This window comes from Rheinheimera sp. NSM (genome assembly GCF_052380015.1).
Taxonomy (GTDB): Bacteria; Pseudomonadota; Gammaproteobacteria; order Enterobacterales; family Alteromonadaceae; genus Alishewanella.
This window is the reverse complement of record NZ_JBQTCI010000003.1, coordinates 221,226-239,069: the sequence shown is the minus strand read 5'-3', so window position 1 is coordinate 239,069 and position 17,844 is coordinate 221,226. Positions and strand designations below refer to the sequence as shown.

General features: G+C 43.7%; 16 protein-coding genes. All 16 read left to right on the top strand.

The window, feature by feature from the left end:
- Positions 1–3: 3 nt before the first annotated feature.
- The 16 genes from ACTZWV_RS10430 (at position 4) to ACTZWV_RS10355 (ending at position 17,795) form a co-directional block, all read left to right on the top strand.
- Positions 4–1,248, top strand: coding sequence for an O-antigen translocase (locus tag ACTZWV_RS10430; RefSeq protein ID WP_444786492.1), 1,245 nt, complete (start codon positions 4–6; stop codon positions 1,246–1,248).
- Complete coding sequence (locus tag ACTZWV_RS10425; protein WP_444786491.1) at positions 1,239–2,345, top strand: hypothetical protein; 1,107 nt, start codon at positions 1,239–1,241, stop codon at positions 2,343–2,345. Before ACTZWV_RS10430 ends, ACTZWV_RS10425 begins: the two co-directional genes overlap by 10 nt.
- A complete protein-coding gene (locus ACTZWV_RS10420; protein ID WP_444786490.1) occupies positions 2,338–3,834 on the top strand; it encodes an asparagine synthase-related protein in 1,497 nt (498 codons plus the stop codon). The genes ACTZWV_RS10425 and ACTZWV_RS10420 overlap by 8 nt, the downstream gene beginning before the upstream one ends.
- Positions 3,827–4,939, top strand: coding sequence for a glycosyltransferase (locus ACTZWV_RS10415; protein WP_444786489.1), 1,113 nt, complete (start codon positions 3,827–3,829; stop codon positions 4,937–4,939). The genes ACTZWV_RS10420 and ACTZWV_RS10415 overlap by 8 nt, the downstream gene beginning before the upstream one ends.
- A complete protein-coding gene (locus ACTZWV_RS10410) occupies positions 4,908–6,116 on the top strand; it encodes a hypothetical protein (protein WP_444786488.1) in 1,209 nt (402 codons plus the stop codon). Before ACTZWV_RS10415 ends, ACTZWV_RS10410 begins: the two co-directional genes overlap by 32 nt.
- Positions 6,085–7,212 (top strand): glycosyltransferase family 4 protein, encoded by a 1,128-nt coding sequence (locus ACTZWV_RS10405; RefSeq protein WP_444786487.1) that lies wholly within the window; start codon positions 6,085–6,087, stop codon positions 7,210–7,212. The genes ACTZWV_RS10410 and ACTZWV_RS10405 overlap by 32 nt, the downstream gene beginning before the upstream one ends.
- Positions 7,205–8,329, top strand: coding sequence for a glycosyltransferase family 4 protein (locus tag ACTZWV_RS10400; protein WP_444786486.1), 1,125 nt, complete (start codon positions 7,205–7,207; stop codon positions 8,327–8,329). The genes ACTZWV_RS10405 and ACTZWV_RS10400 overlap by 8 nt, the downstream gene beginning before the upstream one ends.
- Positions 8,326–9,267, top strand: a complete 942-nt coding sequence (locus tag ACTZWV_RS10395; protein WP_444786485.1) for a UDP-glucose 4-epimerase family protein — start codon at positions 8,326–8,328, stop codon at positions 9,265–9,267. Before ACTZWV_RS10400 ends, ACTZWV_RS10395 begins: the two co-directional genes overlap by 4 nt.
- A gap of 63 nt (positions 9,268–9,330) precedes the next feature.
- Positions 9,331–9,882 carry a sugar transferase gene (locus ACTZWV_RS10390; RefSeq protein WP_444786484.1) on the top strand — a complete coding sequence of 184 codons (552 nt, stop codon included), beginning with the start codon at positions 9,331–9,333 and terminating at the stop codon, positions 9,880–9,882.
- A gap of 140 nt (positions 9,883–10,022) precedes the next feature.
- Positions 10,023–10,394 (top strand): four helix bundle protein, encoded by a 372-nt coding sequence (locus tag ACTZWV_RS10385; protein WP_444786483.1) that lies wholly within the window; start codon positions 10,023–10,025, stop codon positions 10,392–10,394.
- A gap of 44 nt (positions 10,395–10,438) precedes the next feature.
- Positions 10,439–11,851 carry an MBL fold metallo-hydrolase RNA specificity domain-containing protein gene (locus ACTZWV_RS10380; RefSeq protein WP_444786482.1) on the top strand — a complete coding sequence of 471 codons (1,413 nt, stop codon included), beginning with the start codon at positions 10,439–10,441 and terminating at the stop codon, positions 11,849–11,851.
- Between the two features lie 83 nt (positions 11,852–11,934).
- Positions 11,935–13,110, top strand: a complete 1,176-nt coding sequence (locus ACTZWV_RS10375; RefSeq protein WP_444786481.1) for a nucleotide sugar dehydrogenase — start codon at positions 11,935–11,937, stop codon at positions 13,108–13,110.
- A 174-nt stretch (positions 13,111–13,284) separates the two neighbouring features.
- On the top strand, positions 13,285–14,286 hold the full coding sequence (locus ACTZWV_RS10370) for an NAD-dependent epimerase (RefSeq protein WP_444786480.1): 1,002 nt from the start codon (positions 13,285–13,287) through the stop codon (positions 14,284–14,286).
- A gap of 94 nt (positions 14,287–14,380) precedes the next feature.
- Positions 14,381–15,277 carry a UTP--glucose-1-phosphate uridylyltransferase GalU gene (gene galU / locus ACTZWV_RS10365; protein ID WP_444786479.1) on the top strand — a complete coding sequence of 299 codons (897 nt, stop codon included), beginning with the start codon at positions 14,381–14,383 and terminating at the stop codon, positions 15,275–15,277.
- A gap of 92 nt (positions 15,278–15,369) precedes the next feature.
- Positions 15,370–17,322 (top strand): polysaccharide biosynthesis protein, encoded by a 1,953-nt coding sequence (locus ACTZWV_RS10360; RefSeq protein ID WP_444786478.1) that lies wholly within the window; start codon positions 15,370–15,372, stop codon positions 17,320–17,322.
- A 155-nt stretch (positions 17,323–17,477) separates the two neighbouring features.
- Complete coding sequence (locus ACTZWV_RS10355) at positions 17,478–17,795, top strand: hypothetical protein (RefSeq protein ID WP_444786477.1); 318 nt, start codon at positions 17,478–17,480, stop codon at positions 17,793–17,795.
- Positions 17,796–17,844 lie beyond the last annotated feature (49 nt).

Here is a 17,844-nt window from a genome sequence, read left to right as displayed (position 1 = left end):
AAGATGAACTTAATTAAAACCTCAGCTCTGAGTTTTATGGCAACAATAATAAAAATTCTATCTGGGATTATTATAAATAAAGCTGTAGCTGTATTCATTGGACCAGCAGGTTTGGCCGTTATTGGTCAGTTTCAAAATATCAGTCAGATTGCTATGACTTTAGCACGAGGTGGAATTAATAACGGGGTCACTAAATACATCGCAGAGTATGGCTCTAACAATTCTAAAACGGTCTCGCACATAAGTACCGCAGCAGCCATGACAACAGCATGTTCCATTTTTGTTGGTGTCATATGTATATACAGCTCAAGTTACATTGCCGAAAACTGGTTGCATGAGGTCGCATTAAGTTATGTAGTAGTAGTTCTTGGTGTGACCTTGATATTCTTTTCCCTTAATCAGTTGCTTCTTTCAATATTGAATGGTTTGCGAGAAATTAAAAAGTTCATTCTCATTAATATTATTCAAAGTTTGTTTAGCTTGGTTTTTACATCATTGCTTATTTTTTTTTGGCGCCTTGATGGTGCCCTGATTGCACTGGTAACAAATCAATCTATCATATTTTTTATAATCATATGGCTCTTGCGAAAGCATGAAGTAATAAAATTAAAAAATTTCTTGAATAAATTCAACACTGTTGAAGCTAAGAAACTACTGACTTACTCTTCTATGGCGCTAACTACTGCGGCTACGGTTCCTGTTTCACAGATGATTGTAAGGAATTATATAGTCGATAATGTAGGACTTGAAGGGGCTGGTTATTGGCAAGCTGTTTTATTTATATCAACCACTTATTTGATGGTTGTGACGACAGCGTTAACAGTTTACTATCTGCCAAGGTTGTCAGAAATTAATAATAAATCTGAACTTCGCCAAGAAATTCTTTCTGGATTTAAGATAATAGTTCCCGTTGTGATCATTATGTCTCTGTCGGTGTTTATTTTGAGGGACTTCATCGTGTGGGTGCTTTTTTCTGGTGAGTTTTCTGCAATGCGAAATCTTTTTAAATGGCAGCTTTTAGGTGACACAATAAGAATATCTGCCTTACTCTTTGCTTACATAATGCATGCGAAAGCTATGCGAGATTTATATATTATTACTGAAATTGTTTTTTCATTTTTGTTTGTTTTTTTTAGCTTTTTCTTCATATCAATTTATGGGTTGGAAGGTGCAGTAATGGCCTATGCTGCTAATTATACGCTGTATTTTATAGTTATTTCTTATAAAACTAGAGAAAAATGGCTTTGAAAATTCTTTTGTTGGGTGAGTTCAGCGCGTTGCATAAAAACTTGAAAGAGGGATTGGTCGAATTAGGCCATGATGTCACAATAGCGTCAAGTGGTGATGGATGGAAAAAAATTGATGCTGATCTGAATTTAGGAGCGGTTAAGTCTGGTCTTGTGGGTAGACTGCTGGCTGTTACAAGTCTCGTTAGAGCTCTGCCAAAGCTCATAAGATATGATGTGGTTCAATTTGTATCTCCTGTAGTATTCCCTAGATTTATGGGTATAAATCGCATACTTGTTAATTACATCTTTAAATTTAATAAAAAAGTTTTTTTAGTTGGAGCAGGTGCTACATCCAATACAACTTTAATTGCAGATTTTCTGGAAAAAAAATACAAGTATCCTCAGTTTTATAAGGAAATAAAAAAAATCTCTCCTGACATGTGGAGTCAAACACCTAAAGGTCGTGATTATAATAAATGGTTTTTTAGTAAAATCGATGGTTACATACCTATTATGTATGAATATGCAGAAGGATATCGTAATGCTGAACATATTAAACTTTGTCCAACAGTACCAATACCTATAAATATTGATAAAGTTATTTATCAAGATAACCTTGTAAAAGGCAAAGTCATTATTTTTCATGGTTTAAATAGAGAGGGAGATAAAGGTACACCGTTAATTCGTGAAGCTATGATGCAGTTGCAGCGAAATTATCCAGATGAAGTTGAATGTGTTATCGATGGTAAAATGCCACTGGACACATATTTAGATTTTTTAAGGCGCGTAAATGTAGTAATAGATCAAGCCTATTCGGTTTCTGCTGGTGTCAATGGTGTGTACAATCTTGCCATGGGTAAAGTTGTACTTGGGGGGGGCGAATCAGAGTTTCTAAAGGAATTTAATCTTGAAAAATCTCCTTTGATTCCTATACGGCCAGATGTCGCTGATATCTATTCAAAATTAGAATGGCTCGTTAAAAACAAGGCTGAAATAAGTTCGATCGGCTATGAGTCTCGACAGTTTGCAGTAGAACTGCATGCATATATAAAGGTTGCTCAGCAGTATCTTGATATTTGGCAAAACAATACCATTAAGGATAAAAGGCATGGTTGATGAATACGTCCTTGGGCAAGTGGGGTTTGTTCTTGAATCGGATCTTGCTGGTGAGTTTCCGATATATCTTTATTGGCCTCAAGATCAATTGACTCTCCTCTACTCCAAATCAATAACGACTTTGCTGAACGACATTCGATTGCCAAAGCCGTTAAATATATCGCATGAAGGTTTTTCGTTTTTGTTACAAAGTGGAGTAGTACCACCGCCAAAAACAGCTTATCAAGATATTTATATTGTCGGTATTGGTGATCGAGCTTTGGTTAGTACGGAAAATGGTAGGGTGCAAGTTACGTTCAGCCACGAATTTCCATTTATGAATGCTAATCGGCTATTGGCAACTGAAATGGAGCCTGATGAAGACTTAGTTCTTAAAATGTTGGCAGAAGCAACTATTTCGCGCCTTGATGAAACTAAGCCTAGTTTTCTATTTCACAGCGCAGGTAAGGACAGCAATGCTATTGCGCTTGCGTTGGCAGAAGCTGGTTGGCAAGATAAAATAACCTTGATTACTCACAAATCTAAAGGTGCACTAGATGAAAGTGAAATCAGTCGTCAAATAGCTAAAAAGCTAGGCTTTAAGCACAGGATATTGCATGAAGTCGATCAACTTCAAAAAGCGCATCACCAAGCTATAGAAAACTATTTTATTAATGCGCCTTTTCCTTGCACTGATAATGTCACGCTAGCTTATCCTCTATATGCCTTTCAGGAGCCGGAATTAAGAAGCTCCAATCTTATTTTTGGAGATGGTAACGACAGTCATATGATGTCCCCCCCCGATAAAATGCAGAAAATGGTTCTTCCTTACGCCAGATTTACTTCTAAATTCGGTTTTGTGCGTAACTATATAAATTCTGAGAACAGAGTTAATACATTGCTGCGTACACCTGCAGAATGGTTTGGAACATCCGGATTATCATTAAGAGATTGCGAGCAAATTTACCCTAATACTTGTTCTGTTCTTCCGTATTGGTCTAAAGAATCAGATTTAAGAAAAGATTGGGACATTTTTGATTTTAAAACGGATATATATTCAACAAGAGTAATTACCGAGCGGATGATTAGAAAGTTACATAATTTTTCTGACGTCATAGGTGCGAAAATTATTCTACCATTTACGGATTCACAAGTGGCTTATTACTTTGGGAAGATGCCTGAGAGCCATCTGTTTGACAGACATCAATTAAAAAATAAACTAACCTTGCGTAAAATTCTTAAAGATCGTGTCGAGCTTGATTCTGATGCTATAGGCAAAATGGGCTGGACTTATGATTTCAGCAGTATTGTCTTGCAGAACTGGGATCATATTATTTCAGAAATAAAAAGTTGTAAGCTTTGGCAGAAGCCTGGGTTAGAAAAAGTTATTACTCGTCTTAAGGGTACAATGCAAAGCAAACATAAGTATGCTCACTTATCTGGGCAATTAATATATCGCATATATTTACTATCGGCTTGGGCAAATTGGAATAGATATTTAAATGGATAGTTCAAAAAGGGTCACTTGCTTAATTAGTACTCTTGCTGGGGGGGGGGCCGAAGGAGTATGTGTCAATATTTGCAGTAGCTTAGCAGATAGGGGGGGAAGTATTGAGTTGTTAGTATTGAACCTCGACAATGCTATAAATAAAAGACAGTTGTCAGGCAGTGTGAAATTGACATCGTTAGGTGTGCAACATGCCAGAGCGTCATTTCTACCTTTGCTTCGGCATCTCAACAAAACCAAGCCATCAACAGTTATTGCTTTTAATTACGAGTTGATGGTAGTTATGGTAATGTTACGACCTTGTCTTCGTTTCAAGTTCAGACTTATCGCTAGAAATATTAATAATTTGTCGAAGAATACCTTGCGTGAAAAAATATCAATAAAAGACTTGTTTGTCGGGTTTCTTACCAGAAAATTATACCGTTATGTTGATCATATTGTTAATCAGTGTGAGGGCATGCGGCAAGACTTTATTGATGTTACCGACGTTAGCCGTGACAAAACGAGTGTTATTTACAATCCGGTGAATCGATGTATTGAGCAGTTAGCAGAGGAACAATCACAGCTGAAAGTCGCGAAAGAAAATTTTATCTTGTGCGTAGGTCGGCTGGAGGAGCAAAAAGCTTTCCATTATGCAATAGCGGCGTTCTCGTTAATTGTTAAAGATTTTCGGGGTTTAAGGCTGAAATTTGTGGGTGATGGCAGTCTTAAACCAGAACTTCAAGCGTTAGCCGCTACGTTAAATGTAACTGATTATGTTGATTTTGAGGGGTACTCACAAGATATCGGTGCATACTACCAGAGGGCGCGGTTAACGTTGTTGACGTCGATGTACGAGGGGTTTCCCAATGTCCTAGTCGAGTCTATTACGGTTGGAACGCCGGTGGTTTCATTTGATTGCCAAAGCGGGCCGTCTGAGATTGTTAAGGATGGTGTTAATGGCTACCTCGTCAGAGACTTTGATGCTGAGAAATTGGCGGAGAATATTTCTATTGCATTGCGTTTAAATTGGCAAGAGAGACCTATTTTGGATAGTGCTAAGCCTTATAAATCTTCAGATATAGCGGATAAGTGGTATGAATTGCTCTATCAAAATAAGATATGTTAATTTGCGCGACTCTACATTTATGTTGTATAGGCAGCTTTTGATCTCGTTTTTCTTTATTCTGCTATTTTTGTCATTGACTGATTTTTTTATCTTTATTTCACCGGCTATTTTCTTATTGGTGTTTTTGTCAGTTATTTTTGTTATGTTTTTCAGGATTGCTGGAGTTGGGGGGTATGCGGACGTTTTTATATTGTCATATGTGTTGCTTTCCCTAGTTTTTTTTAGTGTTAATTACATATTCGATGCTGGCTTTAACATGGTTGTTTTTGTGCCTATGATAGCATTTTGCTTTGTTTTTTCCTTTCAAAGTTTTTCAGTTAAAGAGCTCAGTAGTGCTGTTAGATTTATCGCTATTCTTATATTGATGGTGTCTTTCATAGAGTTAATGGTTAAGTTGAATGTTTTAAGTATTTCTATTTATAAAGATTTCATTGAAAATTACGGTGACAAGAGGCCCGACGTGCTGCGAGTCAGGACCCTTTTCGGCTCATCCCTTAGCACGGCTGCGTTAACAATTTTTCTTTCATTTTATTTTTTGTTTGTGCAAAGGTCTTATTTTTATTTGTTTTTGGTTTTGATAATTATTATCTTGTCTGGATCTAGAACGGGATTTGTTCTTTTTTCTTTTTTGTCTTTTTCTGCCTTATTTCTTAATAAGAAAATGTTTTTATACACTTTAAAGATAAAACTTACCTATTTTTTTGTTTTGTTTCTTGCGTTTTCTTTTTTACTTCTGGCGGTATACTTCGCTTTCGAAGCTGGCATAGGGCATATAGTATCCAGGACGTTTTCAGTTAAAGTCGATGACTCTTTCTCTGGCAGGGAGGACACTACCGCTGCTACGTTTTATCGTTTGTTTGATGAGCTTCCGGGGAGCCTTGTTTTTGGGGTCGATTCATCTTTCATTTCTGATTCGGCTTTTGTGTCTATAGCAGCTGTGAGTGGTATTATAGCCGTCTTGATGTATGTTATGGTTTTTTTATATTGTCTTGCGCTGAGTCGCCTTTCGGGGGCTGTTATTTTTGTATATTCTATAGTGTTTTTCTTAGGTGGGGCAGTCATAGGTGATTTCTTGATACCACCGGTATCATTGTTGTACTTCGTAACATTCCTAGTGTTGAGTAATCAGAAAGGCATAGAAAATAATGAAAGTCGTTCATGTTATAGCATCACTTGATGCTGGAGGGGCTGAGGCAGCATTATACAGCTTATGTTTTAACAGCAAGAAGGACGTCGATAATATCGTTATCTGTTTACAATCTGAAGGAAAGTATGGCCCATTGCTGATAGCGGACGGGATTAAAGTTAGAACGCTAGGCATGTCACGAGGCAGTTTCAGCTTTCGCAGCTTTATTTATTTGTTCAGATTGATCAGGCAATACAAGCCCGATACTGTACAGACTTGGATGTACCACGCTGACTTGCTTGGCGGCTTGGCAGCTAAGTTTGCCGGTGTGAAGAGGATAATATGGGGGGTTCATAATACGAATCTTATCCCTGGTGTGAATAAAAGAAGCACAATTTTCGTATCAAAAGTTTGTAGCTATTTAAGTTATATCGTACCTTCAAAAATAGTTTGTTGCGCTAACAAATCGTTACAGGTTCATGCTGAGGCCAATTATAGAAAATCTATTATGACTGTTATTAACAATGGTTATGACACTAATAACTTTAACTTTAATCAGTACCAGGCAAATATCTTTCTAGCTGAGATTGGGCAGTTAAAAAAACTTCCGTTACTTGGCTGTGTAGGTAGATTTGACCCAGCTAAAGATCATAGAAATCTTCTGGATGCGTTGGCGTTACTTGTTCAACGAGGCGTCGCATTCCGCTGTTGTCTGGTAGGCAACGAAATGACACAAGACAACACACTACTGGCGGGTTTAATAAGTGCTTTGGGGTTGAACGAACACGTTATATTGCTTGGTTTACGTAGTGATATACCTGCTGTAATGAGCGCGTTGGATATTCATATATTGTCGTCAGTAGCTGAAGCATTTCCAAATGTGCTATGCGAAGCCATGGCCTGCGGTACGCCTTGTGTTACAACTGATGTAGGTGATGCAGCAATTATAGTTGGAGACACCGGTTGGGTGGTTCCGGCAAAAGACGCTGAAAAGCTGGCTGACGCAATCGTTGCCGCGATTGAATGTTACCGTGATAGCAAATCCTGGGAGAAGCGAAGTGCTGATTGTCGTGAGAGGATAGTATCTAATTTTAGTGTGGATAAGATGGTTTGCTCATATCTGCAGGTTTGGAATGCTGATGTTTAGACACTCTGCTTTAAAAGTTCTTTTTATTATTACCCGCTCAGATGTAATGGGCGGCGCTAGTGTGCATTTACTTGATTTAGCGGCAGGTCTGCAAGAAAGAAATTATAATGTACATATCCTTGTTGGTGGTATAGGTATTCTGCAGCAGCGCGCAGCAGAGTTTAATTTATCCATATCATCTGTGCCATCTTTAATGCGCCAAATTCATCCGTTAAAGGATCTTAAGGCGTATTTTGAGTTAAAGCGAGCTATCAGAGAATTTAAGCCGGATCTGGTGCATTTACATTCCTCCAAGGCTGGGTTGCTGGGGAGGTTAGCCTGCAAAGCAACTGATGTACCTTGTGTGTTTACTGCGCACGGATGGGCATTCACTGAGGGGGTTTCAGCAAAAAGACGCTGGTTGTATCGGGTTTTAGAACGACTTGCAGCACCATTGGCCGCTAAAATTATTGCTGTATCCGATTATGACAAAGCGCTGGCTTTGCAAAATGGGGTGGCGACTGCATCAAGTCTGACATTAGTACACAATGGTGTTGCGGACAAAGCTGAGCACACAGGTGTGGTACAACATTGCGAAAAAGCAGAAGTACGGCTGATTATGGTTGCACGTTTTGAGCAACCCAAGGATCAACCGCGACTACTTAGAGTACTGTCGCAGCTTACTGCGTTGCCTTGGCATTTAGAGCTTGTTGGAGATGGGCCGGGTTTGCCTGCTGCACAGGCGCTTTGCCGGCAGCTGGGTATCGCCGCTAAGGTCACCTTTAGCGGTGCTTGCACTGATGTACCACGTCGCTTAGCGGCGGCTGATACTTTTGTACTGTTATCTCATTGGGAAGGTTTACCGTTGACTATCCTGGAGGCTATGAGCCTCGGCCTACCCGTTGTTGCATCCGACGTGGGGGGCGTTAGTGAGACTATAGATAAGCAATGTGGCTTTTTAATAGCGCCCACTGATGACTCCGCTTTACTTAACGCCTTTGAGCAATTGATCAGTTCTGCTTCATTACGCGCAACTATGGGGATGGCAGCTCGAACCCGCTACCAAGAACACTTTACCTTAGAGCGTATGATCAACGACACTGAACGAGTTTATCAGCAAGTGGCAGCAAAATTATGACGATTATGCTTACTGGAGCTAACGGTTTTGTTGGCCAGTTTCTCACAGAGTTGTTGCTGAAAAATGGTAGTGAAATAGCTGCGGTAGTACGTCATGCGAATGCACTTAATATCTCTGAAGCTGTTACTGTTCATCGTGTAAGTAACTTTGATAGCGCACAGCTAAGCAAGTTGGATTTTAAGGGGGTGGATTGTTTAATTCACTTGGCTGCCAGGGCGCATATTTTGTCTGACAGTTGTGCCGAATCGCGTGCAGAGTTTCGTAAAGTGAATAGGGATGCAACATTGGCGCTTGCTCGCTTGGCGGCAGATGCTGGCGTTGGGCGTTTTATTTTTTTAAGCTCAATCGGTGTGCACGGTATAGAGAGCGCGGAACCGTTTCAGGTGACTGATACGCCTGCACCGGTAGAAGATTATGCGGTATCGAAGCTTGAAGCTGAAATAGGCCTACGGAAAATTGCCACTGACACCGGTATGGAAGTAGTCATTATAAGGCCGCCGCTGGTTTATGGCGCCAATGCGCCGGGTAACTTTGGCAAGTTGTTAAATTTGGCACGGAAAAACCTGCCGTTGCCGCTGGGTGCTATTCATAATAAACGCAGCCTGGTGGCATTGGATAACCTGGTCGATTTAATTGTTACCTGCATAGATCACCCCAAGGCAGCGAATCAAATTTTTTTGGTTAGCGACGACCAGGATGTATCTACCACAGAGCTGCTGCAAATGATGACACGGGCTGCCGGTAAAACGCCGTGGCTTATGCCGGTGCCGGTAAGTTGGTTAAAGCTGGCGGCGAAACTAACCGGTAAGCAGGCGGTAATAGACCGGCTTTGCGGTAATTTGCAGGTGGATATAAGCCATACCAAAGAAACCTTGGGTTGGGTTCCGCCGGTGACGGTTGAAGAGGGGATTGCTCGCTGCTTTGCAGCGAAGGGTTGAGTGATTAGTGTTTAGTTGTGAGTGCTGAGTTTTTAGTTGTTGCTGGCAAATTTTAGAGGAATTATGTTGATACGCTTATTGGATATTATTTTTGCCTTTTTCGGCTTAGTGTTTGGTTTTCCGGTGCTGGTTATTTTAACCCTTATTGGTTTATTTGATACCGGTTCGCCGATTTTTCGTCAGGTAAGGGTGGGGCGGCATAAAAAGCCGTTTACGCTGGTAAAGTTTCGTACCATGAAACCAGATACCGCCCATGTGGCCAGCCATTTAGCCAGCGCCAGTTCGATAACGCCCTTTGGTGGCTTTTTGCGTAAAACCAAATTGGATGAACTGCCGCAACTGTGGAATGTATTAAAAGGCGAAATGAGCCTGGTAGGCCCACGGCCTTGCCTGTTTAATCAGGAAGAATTAATTAGTGAGCGCGAACAACGCGGTGTGTTAAATGCCCGCCCCGGCATTACCGGCCTGGCGCAGGTTAACGATATTGATATGTCGACCCCGGAGCTATTGGCTGAAACAGACGCAAAAATGCTGGCACAGCTTACGGTAGCGGACTACTTTAAGTATATTTTTATGACTGTGGCCGGTAAGGGGAGTGGGGATAGGGTTAGGTAGGTTTGAGTGATGAATTTTAAGTGGTGAGTGGTTAGTGCTGAGTTTTGAGTGCTTAGTTGTGAATGGCTGGTGTTTATTATTTGTAAAATTTATGGTTTGGGCTATAGGTAGTATAGGATTTTGATTGGTTGGGGCTTTGGATGCCTGCTGAGTCGAATAATGTATTGGCCAAGGCTTTTGAGTTTGCGGTTCGGGTTGTCAGGCTTTATCAGTATTTGGTAAAAGAGCATAAAGAATTTGTGCTGTCTAAGCAGTTAGTGCGCTGTGGTACTTCTGTCGGTGCCAATATCAACGAGGCGCAGGCGGGGCAATCTAAAGCTGATTTTATCGCTAAAATGAGTATCGCCAGCAAGGAATCAAGAGAAGCAAAGTATTGGCTGGAGCTGCTATGTATAACCGGCTACCTCGATAATACCCAACCGCATGTAGCCAGCTTAATTAACCAAAGCGAAGAGCTAATTAAAATACTAACCAGCATAGTAAAAACCGCCCAACGCAACACTAAAAACTAACTCAAAACTAAACACTCAAAACTCACCCCTAACAAGGAGACAGGATGTCGACTTTGTACAACACCCCCCAATTTATCCACCATGGCGCGGTAGATGGTGTTACCGGCTCTTGCCATGAATATCGTTTGGCTGATGACTACGGCGTGCTAATCGACTGCGGTTTGTTTCAGGGCGATGAAGTATCAGGCTCTGGTTCTGCCGCTACACCACAGATTAACTTTCCGCTTGAGCATATCCGCGCCCTTATCGTAACCCATGTGCATATTGACCATGTTGGGCGTATTCCGTATTTGCTGGCTGCCGGCTTTAACGGGCCGATATATTGCACTGCAGCTTCTGCCACCTTATTACCGTTGGTGCTGGAAGATGCATTAAAGGTCGGTGTTACCCGCGATGAAGCGTTAATTAAGGCGTTTTTAGCCAGAGTACGCCGCCAGTTAGTGGCCTGTGAGTTTAAACACTGGGTTGTTTTGCCCGCTTTAGCGGGCGCTGAGCCCAAATTGCGCTTTCAGAGCGCCGGGCATATTTTGGGCTCGGCCTATGTTGAGCTGCGGCATAATACGGCAACAAAAAAAGGCTATAAAACGGTATTCTCCGGCGATTTGGGCGCGCCCTATGCACCCTTGCTACCTGCACCTAAACCACCTTATGCGGCAGATGTGGTGGTAATAGAAAGTACCTATGGTGATCGTGAACACGATAATCGCCGTGCAAGAATCAAGCGCTTAGAGCAGGTGTTGCTGCATTCGCTTAAAGATAACGGCACTGTATTGTTTCCGGCTTTTAGCATTGGCCGTACCCAAGAGCTGTTGTATGAACTGGAGGCCATTATTCACCGTTTGCGCGGGCAAAAAATTCACCGCCAGCTGTGCTGGGATGAGCTGCAAATTGTTGTTGATTCGCCGCTGGCGGCAAAATTTACCCGGGCTTATGCGCAGCTGAAGCATTGTTGGGACAGTGAAGCCAAACAACGGCTGAAACAAGGCCGGCATCCGCTGAGCTTTGCACAATTACATACCATAGACAGCCATACACAGCATTTGGAACTGGTGCAGTTTTTAGCCCGCAGCAAACAGCCGGCTATTGTAATCGCTGCCAGCGGCATGTGCGAAGGTGGCCGGGTGGTTAATTATTTAAAGGCGTTATTGCCGGATGCGGCACATCAGGTGGTGTTTGTTGGTTATCAGGCGCGCGGTACCCTGGGTGCAGCAATACAACGTTTTGGCCCGCAAGGGGGCTATGTTGAAATTGATGGTGAGCGCATTGTTATCGGCGCTGAAATTATCACGTTAAGTGGCTATTCAGCCCATGCTGATAAAACCGGTTTAGTGAATTTTGTCGGCCGGATGCGGCATAAGCCACAGCAGGTGCGCATAGTACATGGTGACAATAGCGCCAAAACAGCACTACAACAGGCTTTTTCCAGCTTAGGGATCAGTGCTATTATTGCCAGCTAACCTGAAGTGTGAGCGGTAACACTGTTTTATCACGACAAAATTTTTTAAATAGTATTCTGTAAATAATAGCGAGAAGGATTTTTATGTCTGCTTTAAAAATTGCCATTGCCGGTACCGGTTATGTCGGGCTGTCCAATGCTATGTTGCTGGCGCAACACAATGAAGTGGTAGCGCTGGATATAGTGCCGGAAAAAGTGGCACTGCTGAATGAGAAAAAATCACCGATAGAAGACAAAGAAATCTCCGATTTTCTGGCCAATAAGACGCTGAATTTTACCGCTACGCTGGATAAGCAACAGGCGTTTGCCAATGCCGACTTTGTTATTATTGCTACACCCACCGATTATGACCCGCAAACCAACTATTTTAATACCAACAGTGTAGAAGCGGTGATCCGCGATGTATTAGCGGTTAACCCCAAGGCGGTAATGGTAATTAAATCTACGGTGCCGGTGGGCTTTACTGTTGCGGCGCGGCAGAAATTTGCTACTGATAACCTGATCTTTTCACCGGAGTTTTTGCGTGAAGGCCGTGCTTTGTACGATAACCTGTATCCGTCGCGCATTATTGTTGGTGAACAAAGTGAGCGTGCAGCGCGTTTTGCGGCTTTGTTACAACAGGGCGCAATAAAGCAGGATGTGTCGTTATTGTTTACCGACAGCACCGAAGCCGAAGCCATTAAGCTGTTTTCTAATACTTACCTGGCCATGCGGGTGGCATATTTTAACGAGCTGGACAGCTATGCCGAAAGCCATGGCTTAAATGCACGGCAAATTATTGAAGGTGTAGGGCTGGACCCGCGCATTGGCAATCACTATAACAACCCCAGCTTTGGCTACGGCGGCTACTGCCTGCCCAAAGATACCAAACAGCTACTGGCGAATTACAGTGAAGTGCCAAATAACATGATTCAGGCCATTGTAGATGCTAACCGCACCCGCAAAGATTATATTGCTGACTCTATTGTGAAGCGCAACCCGCAAATTGTTGGCGTGTACCGCCTGGTAATGAAGTCCGGCTCGGATAATTTCCGCGCTTCGGCCATTCAGGGCATTATGAAGCGGATTAAAGCCAAAGGTATCGAAGTGGTGGTGTATGAGCCGGAGTTGCAGCAAGATGAGTTTTTCCGCTCGCGGGTAATTAAAGATTTAGCGGAATTTAAACGCATATCTGATGTAATAGTAGCAAACCGCCGCAGTGACGCTTTGGCCGATGTAGAAGACAAAGTGTATACCCGTGATTTGTTTGGTAGCGATTAGTGGAACTGCAGTGACGAGTTGCCTGTGGCAACGGTGACGGGTAACGAGCTTGCTTTGCAAGCAGTCACCAGCCAGCTATGCTGGCGGTCACTTGTCACTGTTGCTTTTGGCAACTTGTCACCAGCGACGTAGTCGCGGGTCACTCGTCACTGCTTTAAAAAACTTGGAGTTTACATGCGTTTTTTAGTAACCGGCGCTGCCGGTTTTATCGGCTCTTATGTGTGTCAGCGTTTGTTGGCTTTAGGATACAGCGTTACCGGTATTGATAATCTGAACGATTATTACGATGTGCAGTTAAAGCTGGACCGTTTGGCGCCGTTGCAGGCCAGTGCCGGTTTTACTTTTGTTAAGCTGGATTTGGCTGACCGTGAAGCTATGGCGGCGTTGTTTGCTGCCGGGCAATTTCAGCGTGTTATTCACCTGGGGGCTCAGGCCGGGGTGCGTTACTCGCTGGAAAACCCGATGGCTTATGCCGACAGCAACCTGATTGGCACTCTTACCATTCTTGAAGGCTGCCGCCGGCATAATATAGAGCACCTGGTGTATGCATCATCCAGCTCTGTATATGGTATGAATGCGAAAATGCCGTTTGCTACTTCAGACAGGGTAGATCATCCGGTGTCTTTGTATGCGGCAACGAAAAAAGCCAATGAGCTGATGGCGCATACTTACAGCCACTTATATGGTATTCCTACTACCGGGCTGCGCTTTTTTACCGTTTACGGCCCTATGGGCCGGCCGGATATGGCGATGTTTTTGTTTACCAAAGCCATAGCAGAAGGCAAGCCGATTAAAGTGTTTAACCATGGCCAGATGCAGCGCGATTTTACCTATATTGACGATATTGTTGAAGGTATTATCCGTATTCAGGATAAGCCGCCGGTAGCGAATAAAGATTGGAATGGCATTGATGCATCAGAAAGCACGGCGCCTTATAAGATATTTAATATCGGCAATAACCAGCCGGTAAAACTGATGACCTTTATTGAGGCGATTGAAAAAGCCCTCGGCAAAGAGGCAGTAAAACAGTACTTGCCGATGCAGGATGGTGATGTGCCGGCAACCTTTGCCGATATAGACGACTTGCAGGCAGCTGTAGGGTTTAAACCGGCCACGCCGATTGAAGTGGGCGTGCAGCGCTTTGTGGATTGGTACAAAGGTTATTATGGTGACTAGCTTGCTTTGCAAGCGGTAACCAGCCAGCTATGCTGGCGGTCACTTGTTACTGTTGCCTTTGGCAACTCGTCACTTTTCTTTTATTGGAGTTTAAATGAAAGTACTAAAAGCGGTTATCCCGGTGGCGGGGCTGGGCACGCGAATGCTGCCGGCAACCAAGGCTATTCCGAAAGAAATGCTGCCGATAGTGGATAAGCCGCTTATTCAGTACGTGGTAAATGAATGTATTGCTGCCGGTATTAAGCAGATTGTGCTGGTAACGCACTCATCAAAGAACAGCATAGAAAATCACTTTGACAAAAGCTTTGAGCTGGAGTCGATGCTGGAAACGCGCGTTAAGCGGCAGTTGTTGGATGAAGTACAGGCAATATGCCCTAAAGACGTTACCATTATGCATGTACGCCAGGGCGAGGCAAAAGGTTTGGGGCACGCAGTATTGTGTGCTTTGCCACTGGTAGGCGAAGCTCCTTTTGCCGTGGTATTGCCGGATGTGTTGGTAGATAGTTACGACAGTGATTTGCGCCGTGACAACCTGGCAAAAATGGTGCGGCTGTTTGAACAAAGCGGTGTTAGCCAGGTGATGGTTGAGCCTGTGCCGCATCAGTTAGTTAGCAGCTACGGTGTTGCCGATGTAAGTGGTCACCAACTGGTGGCCGGGGAGTCAGCAAAAATGACAGCCATCGTGGAGAAGCCGGCAATAGATGATGCACCCTCTGATTTAGCTGTAGTGGGCCGCTATGTGTTTAGCAGCCATATTTGGCAGTGGCTAAAGCGCACTCCAGTGGGCGCCGGTGATGAAATACAGTTAACCGATGCTATTGCTATGCTAATGCAGCAAGAAGCCGTTAATGCTTATCATATTGTCGGGCGCAGCCATGATTGTGGTAATAAACTGGGCTATATGCAGGCCTTTGTCGAACATGGACTGCGCGATAAGCAGTTAGGCCCGCAGTTTACTACCTGGTTGCAGCAGCTGTTGACGCAGCAGTAGCACTGCGTGTTGGATAATAATAAATGCTATACTTATCAAATTTTAAATATCAGCACTGTGTTAATTAGCAAACAAGTGTTATGAGGTATTAGATGCTGGCTTGGTTATTGGGCTTACCGCGTTCGGTAAAACGACTCGTCTCTGTATGTGCAGATATGTTTTTTTTGATTATGTCGTTGTTTGCCGCTTATTTTTTAACGCAGCATGAAGCACATACTAATGTGCCGCAAATAGCGTTAGCATTTTCTATTACCCTGCCGGTTACCTTATTTATCTTTACCAAGCTGGGTTTATATCGGGCGGTAATTCGTTATATAGGCCAGCATGCGTTGGGTGCGGTGTTGGCCGGTATAGTCAGTAGCGCCTTTGTGTTGGCATTGCTGTTTGGTGTGTTTAATGTGCATGACAAAGGCAATCTGATTTTTGTTTATGCCATTTTGGCGTTAATTACCTCCGGCGGTGTGCGGTTGTTGGCGCGGATGTTTTTGGTGCAGCGTAATAACGGCCATAAAGAACGGGTATTAATTTACGGTGCCGGCTCGTCCGGTCGCCAGTTGGCGCATGCGCTGATGAATGGTGAGCAATATCATCCGGTGATTTTTGTCGACGATGATACCACCTTACAGCGCTCAACCATTTTGGGTATTCCGGTGGGGGCGCCGGCGCAAATTACAGCTTTACTGAAAAACTACAATATCAGCCGCATTTTGCTGGCGTTACCTTCAGCCAGCCGTGCCAGACGGCGTGAAGTATTAGATGCACTGGAGGAGCTGCCTATTCCGGTGCAGTCGATTCCGGGGATGAGTGACCTGGTCGATGGCTCTATGCGGATTGACGAGTTGCAAGATGTGAAAATTGAAGACCTGTTGGGGCGTGACCCGGTAGCGCCGAAAGTAAAGCTGATGCAGGCGAATATCCAACATAAGGTGGTAATGGTAACCGGCGCAGGTGGCTCTATCGGCTCGGAATTATGCCGGCAAATTATTAATTATGAGCCAAGCGTGCTGGTGTTATTCGAGTTATCCGAATTTGGTTTGTATAGCATTGAGCAAGAGTTAGCCAATACCATTAGCCAGCGTGAGCTGGATATAAAGTTGATTCCGGTAATGGGCACTGTACAGCGTAAAAACCGGCTGGAAACCGTAATGCAGGCTTTTAAAGTGCAAACGGTTTATCACGCTGCGGCTTATAAGCATGTGCCTTTAGTGGAATACAATGTGGTAGAAGGCGTACGTAACAATGTGTTTGGCACCTGGTATGCGGCAGAGGCGGCAATTAAAACCGGTGTTGAAACCTTTGTATTAATTTCTACCGATAAAGCCGTAAGGCCAACCAACGTAATGGGCGCATCTAAGCGCTTGGCCGAGCTGGTGCTGCAGGCGTTAGCACAAAACCAAAGCCAAACCCGGTTTTGCATGGTGCGTTTTGGCAATGTGTTGGGCTCCAGCGGCTCTGTAGTACCGTTATTTCGCGAACAAATTCGCCGCGGTGGCCCGGTTACGGTAACGCATAAAGATATTATCCGCTACTTTATGACTATACCCGAGGCCGCACAATTGGTGATTCAGGCCGGTGCTATGGGCCAGGGCGGTGATGTATTTGTGCTGGATATGGGCGAGCCGGTTAAAATTGCGGATTTGGCCAAACGGATGATCCACCTGATGGGGCTGGAAGTAAAAGACGATATACACCCAAATGGTGATATTGAAGTGCATTACTCAGGTTTAAGACCAGGCGAGAAGCTGTATGAAGAATTGCTGATTGGTGAGAATGTACGTGAGACAGCTCACCCGCGCATTATGGCGGCGGATGAAATATGCTTAAGCTGGAGCCAGATGGAAAGCCTGTTGTTACGCTTGGATGCATTGTGTGACAGCTTCGCGGTTGAGCAGATTATTGAGTTAATGCGAGCGGCGCCAACCGGTTTTAATTACAGCTGTGCCAGCAGCGACCTGGTGGTTAAAGCCGGTTGCGACAGTGATATAGACAAACCACTGTTGGTTGTGCATTCAGACCCTGGGGCGGCTAAAAAATATATTGCCTGACAAACAGTTAGAGTGAGTTGTGGCGTGGCTGATATTTTATTTATTATTAATTGTAAAAAAGTCAGCTTTTTGTCGCTTTTGAGGTTGAGCTAGGCTTTTTTTTAGTTTATGCTGCGTACAAGTTTGACTTAAAGTTTCTTAATGAGGGAAATAGTATGAAAAAATTAATTATGGCTGCAGCGGTTTTAGCTTTCGCTACCGGCGTAAATGCACAAGATGTAGCTGGTGGCGCTGATGCTAAAGAAGGTACTATCGGTGGTGTTGCTACTACTACTGTAGCTGCCGGTGTTGTTGGTGTTGCTGTAGCAGCGGCTGTTATTTCTAACAACCGTGGCTCTTCAGTAGGCCCAGGCCCTGGTGCTTCTTGCGAAGCTGGTGATGAAGATTTAGGTAACGGCCAATGTGTTCGTGTTATCGTAACCGGTACCGGTACTAACACTTTCACTACTACTCAGGCATACGCTGCTCAGTAATTTTGGTTTTCCGTTAAAAGGCCGCCTTAAGGCGGCTTTTTTATTGCCG

Excerpts from the sequence above, each read along its gene's own strand:
- ACTZWV_RS10430 (WP_444786492.1), top strand. The coding sequence starts at position 4 with ATGAACTTAATTAAAACCTCAGCTCTGAGTTTTATGGCAACAATAATA.
- ACTZWV_RS10425 (WP_444786491.1), top strand. The coding sequence starts at position 1,239 with ATGGCTTTGAAAATTCTTTTGTTGGGTGAGTTCAGCGCGTTGCATAAA.
- ACTZWV_RS10420 (WP_444786490.1), top strand. The coding sequence starts at position 2,338 with ATGGTTGATGAATACGTCCTTGGGCAAGTGGGGTTTGTTCTTGAATCG.
- ACTZWV_RS10415 (WP_444786489.1), top strand. The coding sequence starts at position 3,827 with ATGGATAGTTCAAAAAGGGTCACTTGCTTAATTAGTACTCTTGCTGGG.
- ACTZWV_RS10410 (WP_444786488.1), top strand. The coding sequence starts at position 4,908 with ATGAATTGCTCTATCAAAATAAGATATGTTAATTTGCGCGACTCTACA.
- ACTZWV_RS10405 (WP_444786487.1), top strand. The coding sequence starts at position 6,085 with ATGAAAGTCGTTCATGTTATAGCATCACTTGATGCTGGAGGGGCTGAG.
- ACTZWV_RS10400 (WP_444786486.1), top strand. The coding sequence starts at position 7,205 with ATGTTTAGACACTCTGCTTTAAAAGTTCTTTTTATTATTACCCGCTCA.
- ACTZWV_RS10395 (WP_444786485.1), top strand. The coding sequence starts at position 8,326 with ATGACGATTATGCTTACTGGAGCTAACGGTTTTGTTGGCCAGTTTCTC.
- ACTZWV_RS10390 (WP_444786484.1), top strand. The coding sequence starts at position 9,331 with ATGTTGATACGCTTATTGGATATTATTTTTGCCTTTTTCGGCTTAGTG.
- ACTZWV_RS10385 (WP_444786483.1), top strand. The coding sequence starts at position 10,023 with ATGCCTGCTGAGTCGAATAATGTATTGGCCAAGGCTTTTGAGTTTGCG.
- ACTZWV_RS10380 (WP_444786482.1), top strand. The coding sequence starts at position 10,439 with ATGTCGACTTTGTACAACACCCCCCAATTTATCCACCATGGCGCGGTA.
- ACTZWV_RS10375 (WP_444786481.1), top strand. The coding sequence starts at position 11,935 with ATGTCTGCTTTAAAAATTGCCATTGCCGGTACCGGTTATGTCGGGCTG.
- ACTZWV_RS10370 (WP_444786480.1), top strand. The coding sequence starts at position 13,285 with ATGCGTTTTTTAGTAACCGGCGCTGCCGGTTTTATCGGCTCTTATGTG.
- galU (WP_444786479.1), top strand. The coding sequence starts at position 14,381 with ATGAAAGTACTAAAAGCGGTTATCCCGGTGGCGGGGCTGGGCACGCGA.
- ACTZWV_RS10360 (WP_444786478.1), top strand. The coding sequence starts at position 15,370 with ATGCTGGCTTGGTTATTGGGCTTACCGCGTTCGGTAAAACGACTCGTC.
- ACTZWV_RS10355 (WP_444786477.1), top strand. The coding sequence starts at position 17,478 with ATGAAAAAATTAATTATGGCTGCAGCGGTTTTAGCTTTCGCTACCGGC.